Below are 3895 nucleotides of genomic sequence, written 5' to 3'. Positions count from 1 at the left end.
CATGTCGAAATTCGCTGGTTATTTGTCGATACGCTTTAATAACGTTATTTTTTAAAACATATGTCACAAATTCAATTTCTAAAAATATTCTTTGCGCTTCAGGGTTCGATCGAATTTCATATTGGTTCAATTCTGCATTAAAATCTAATAAGTAATCCAATACGAATGAGCTTGCATGCTGATCATCTGCTGCATGACTGTACGTCTCATACAGGGATTGAAATACAGCGGATTGCTCTGCTACGGGCAAGGTCATCGGCATGTTCTGATTTGATACATCCAGATCAGGTTGTTGACCTAGAGATTGCGTAGTGACTTGTTGCAAGTACTGACGATCAACATGAGAGGTCGTTGTATTACTCATACTATATGCTGGTTGAGTCATGATAATATACTTCTTTGTAAGATATTACCGCCTAACGAATTGCTTATTCATCTTTTATAAAAGTAAGAATATCATTCATATAAATCAATGATCTAAGTTATGTCTATTGATATTTAATCATCTCATGTATATAGATTAATATGATTAATATCATATAAATAACACAAATCGTTAGGCGTAAAAAATACCGTAATCACATCACCTGATCATCAGGCTATTACAGTGCTTTAGGGCTAAAAAGGATTATTGTTAGCTGTCAAGATATCGCTCTTGTGTCATCAGCTTTTTTAGAATTGAGCCATAAATTAATTTGGCTTTCAGCCCAAGTTGGCATACTTGCAGTCAAATAGACTGGCTCAGGAAAATCTCCTCGGCGGATCATTTTCCAAAATGTAGATTCTGCAATATTGAGCAAACCTTTAGTAGCAGGCTTATAAGAAACTCGGCGTCTACGTCCACTACGATCTATATAATCCTTTGCTAGTCGTTCTGGATAATTGACTAGCTCTTTCACACGATAACGATTCTCAACCATTTTTTTAACCTTCGATTGTCACGATGAAGAGTACGTCTGGAACATATTCAAAAATAAATATGATCAGTCGTCCGATGGATTGCATGTTAGTTAAAACTCATCATGATCGTCAGCAATACTAGTCAGGTATTTAAATACAGACTATAATTGTTACCTAACCAATTGAATTAAATGATATCTATAAATGAAAAAAACAATTACAATGGTCGACTTAAATGAGATGGAGGAGGAAATTTTTCACTATTATCTTTGTATCTTTATGATCAACGGCATATCTGAAGTTAAATCCAATTATTCCTATGAAGAAAAAAAACTCATCTTGACCGATGCCGCGCTAAACAAGAAGTATCATGATGATTCCATAAGTTTGAGTGGTTATGATTTTGTGAATATGCTTGTTGCACTCAATCAAATTAAACAAAATTTCTCAGCATATTCGCCCAAAGAAAACACTGAAGTTTTCAAAAAATTTATGCAAAATTATGAGCGCATGATTGTCGATACTTATTTCGTCTTAAACCCTAAGATCAAAAATAAGATCAAGGGCATTCGTGGTATGCGTATTCGCTATGAACAAAAACTCTATCCAAAATTAAATATCTTTTATGCGCTTCTACGAGAAAAGGTAGCACAACAAGGTCAATGGCCTAGTGTCAATGCCGCAATACGTGAAATTTTGCCTGAGCTAAAACTGAGATTTTTTGAATATGATCAACAACAAATCAAAAATACAATTGCATCAAATGAAACAGACATCTCTGATTGTGAAGAAGCCTTAAAACAACCAGAAAATGCAGAAATATTTAAGTATGATAAACGCCATGAATATCAAAAACATCTAAATCGCTTAAAGTACGAAAATATAGAATTAAGGAAATTACTTGAACTTGACGCATCACCTTATGCCCTAAAAAAGAAAAGCCCTTTTAACACTATTTATATAGATGAAGTGCTCATGAACAACTTAAGGCGAAACAAAAAGCTGCTTGATGAGGTTATCATTTGTAATAAAAAATAAATCCTTTTTATCCAAGCTTTGCATGCAATGTTAGGTCACTACGCATCATATCTACTCATCTGTAAAATAATAATATTCACCCTATTCGGTAGAAGAATATACCAACCTTGCTCAGGTATCAGGGACTGTTAAGATAGCTACAGCCCTAGCCAATCCGTCAATTCATCGTTGAATGCACATGTGTATCACAACACATTGTTTAGCATACGATCAATCATAAAATTGACCTTATTCAGCCTGTAAATGATTTTTACCAATGCCAATATTGTTCATTTCTTTTCAACTTCGTAGTTTAAATTGACATTAAAACTCACAATTCAAGCCGATATCAATTAAACATCGATGCTTTAATCCGATATGTAAAATGATGAGGGAAAGTGAGATGGCTTTTAAAGCAGATACCGCCTTATGACACTACGGGGCTTTTGGAGACTATTTTAAACAGTATGCGGACTAGCATTGAACCCATTCATTATTAATATAAAAAAACACTAAATCTGAGGCTTTAAAATGACTTTAACCCCTTGCCTAATCTGATGACGCAATCAGCAATTCTACCCTCATGACCTAGAGTAAAAACCAAGCAATCGATTGTTTACTCTCTCTAAAAATTGTAGCAAAGCGATCAAAATAATGAGGTGTATAAATTTAATAAGTTCATTCATGACCCTCCTAATCCCCCTGCTTAAGCAATAATTCCAAGTAATCCGCCCATGCCTGCATCATCTCTCGACGATTATTTAAGAACTTGGTTCGATTATACGCGGTACCATTATTGTCTTTGACCTTGTGTGCCAATTGATGCTCGATATAATCTACGCGCTGCTCTAAAATTTCATCCAGCATGGTTCTTGCAGTTGCTCTTAAACCATGCGCTGTTTGTTTACCACCATAACCCAACCGCTTTAATGCTGTATTAATGGTGTTGTCTGAGAGATAGGTTTTGGAATCGCGTCCAACAAATAGATATTCACTCTGTGGATACAGATCAATAATCGACTCTACCAATTCAAATGCCTGATCTGATAACGGAACCACATGCTGTTGTTTGGTCTTACTCGCAATAAACTTAAAGCATCGTTCTTCAGGGTAATAATAAGATTTTTTTAGCTTACGCATTTCTCCCGGTCTTTGAAAGGTCAAAACTGAAAGCTTTAATGCCACTTGTGTGGTCATTAGGCAGCGTGTATGCAATTTAGAATAGTTCCAGATTTTATTGAGCAACGGTGCTAAATCTTGTTCTTCTGTAACCGCTGCAAAATTACCTCCTTGTGGATTAGGTAACTCTATGTCCTCTATTGGGTTGAATTGAATCAGTTTCTTTTTACGTGCTGATTTAAAAATTTGGTTTAGATCTGATTTCAAACGTTTAGCAACGGATAAGGCTCCCCGATCAATGATGCGCTGGAAGATTTTGGCTTCTAAGACCTCTAAGGTCAGCTGTGGAAAGCTCATCTCACCAATATAAGGATAGGCATCATGATTTAACCGGCGCAGCGCTTCTTCATCCTGCTTGCCTTCTAATTCTCGTTTTTTAAGCCACTCTGTACTGACCACACGAAAAGTGTGTTCCGCTTCTTTCTGTTTTTGATTCTTGGTTTCCAAACGTACTGTGGCTGGATCAATGCCCTGCTTGATCAATTTTTTATATTCATCACGCACTGCTCGCGCTTCTTCCAAGGTCACTTCTGGATAAGTGCCTAAGGATAAATCGTTGCGTTTAGCTAAATAAGGACGAGTATAGTTGAATATCCAGTATGAACCGTACCGGTTTTGTCGGAGACCACTTTTCCTGAGAAACTACTCCGATGAAAAAATCAAACTATACTCCTGAAATCAAAGAACGAGCAGTTCGCTTAGTTCTAGAATCTGAAAAAGATTATCCCTCAAATTGGGCTGCAATCACTGCGATTTCCCCTAAAATTGGTTGTACACCCGAAACATTACGTGTTTGGTA

2 protein-coding genes and 3 pseudogenes are annotated in these 3895 nt (G+C 36.2%); 2 read left to right on the top strand and 3 right to left on the bottom strand.

Going from position 1 to position 3895, the window contains the following annotated elements; all coding sequences use genetic code 11:
* Window positions 1–385, bottom strand: a pseudogene (locus I2F62_RS12850) (hypothetical protein); the annotation flags it as partial.
* A 256-nt stretch (window positions 386–641) separates the two neighbouring features.
* Window positions 642–920, bottom strand: coding sequence for an AlpA family phage regulatory protein (locus I2F62_RS12845; RefSeq protein WP_324627383.1), 279 nt, complete (start codon window positions 918–920; stop codon window positions 642–644).
* 184 nt (window positions 921–1104) lie between these two features.
* On the opposite strand from I2F62_RS12845, the gene I2F62_RS12840 reads away from it, so the two are divergent.
* Complete coding sequence (locus I2F62_RS12840; RefSeq protein ID WP_324627382.1) at window positions 1105–1938, top strand: hypothetical protein; 834 nt, start codon at window positions 1105–1107, stop codon at window positions 1936–1938.
* A gap of 672 nt (window positions 1939–2610) precedes the next feature.
* On the opposite strand, the pseudogene I2F62_RS12835 reads toward I2F62_RS12840, so the two are convergent.
* Window positions 2611–3702 (bottom strand): annotated as a pseudogene (locus I2F62_RS12835) (tyrosine-type recombinase/integrase); the annotation flags it as partial.
* Window positions 3703–3746: 44 nt separating this feature from the next.
* Between I2F62_RS12835 and I2F62_RS12830 the strand changes: the two are divergent.
* Window positions 3747–3895, top strand: a pseudogene (locus tag I2F62_RS12830) (IS3 family transposase); the annotation flags it as partial.

This window comes from Acinetobacter sp. MD2(2019) (assembly GCF_035615615.1).
In the GTDB taxonomy this organism is placed as follows: Bacteria; Pseudomonadota; Gammaproteobacteria; order Pseudomonadales; family Moraxellaceae; genus Acinetobacter.
This window is presented reverse-complemented; position numbering and strand designations above follow the sequence as displayed.

Bases quoted from the DNA above. Each gene is read 5' to 3' on its own strand.
- I2F62_RS12840 (WP_324627382.1), top strand. From the start codon at position 1,105: ATGAAAAAAACAATTACAATGGTCGACTTAAATGAGATGGAGGAGGAA.
- I2F62_RS12845 (WP_324627383.1), bottom strand. From the start codon at position 920: ATGGTTGAGAATCGTTATCGTGTGAAAGAGCTAGTCAATTATCCAGAA.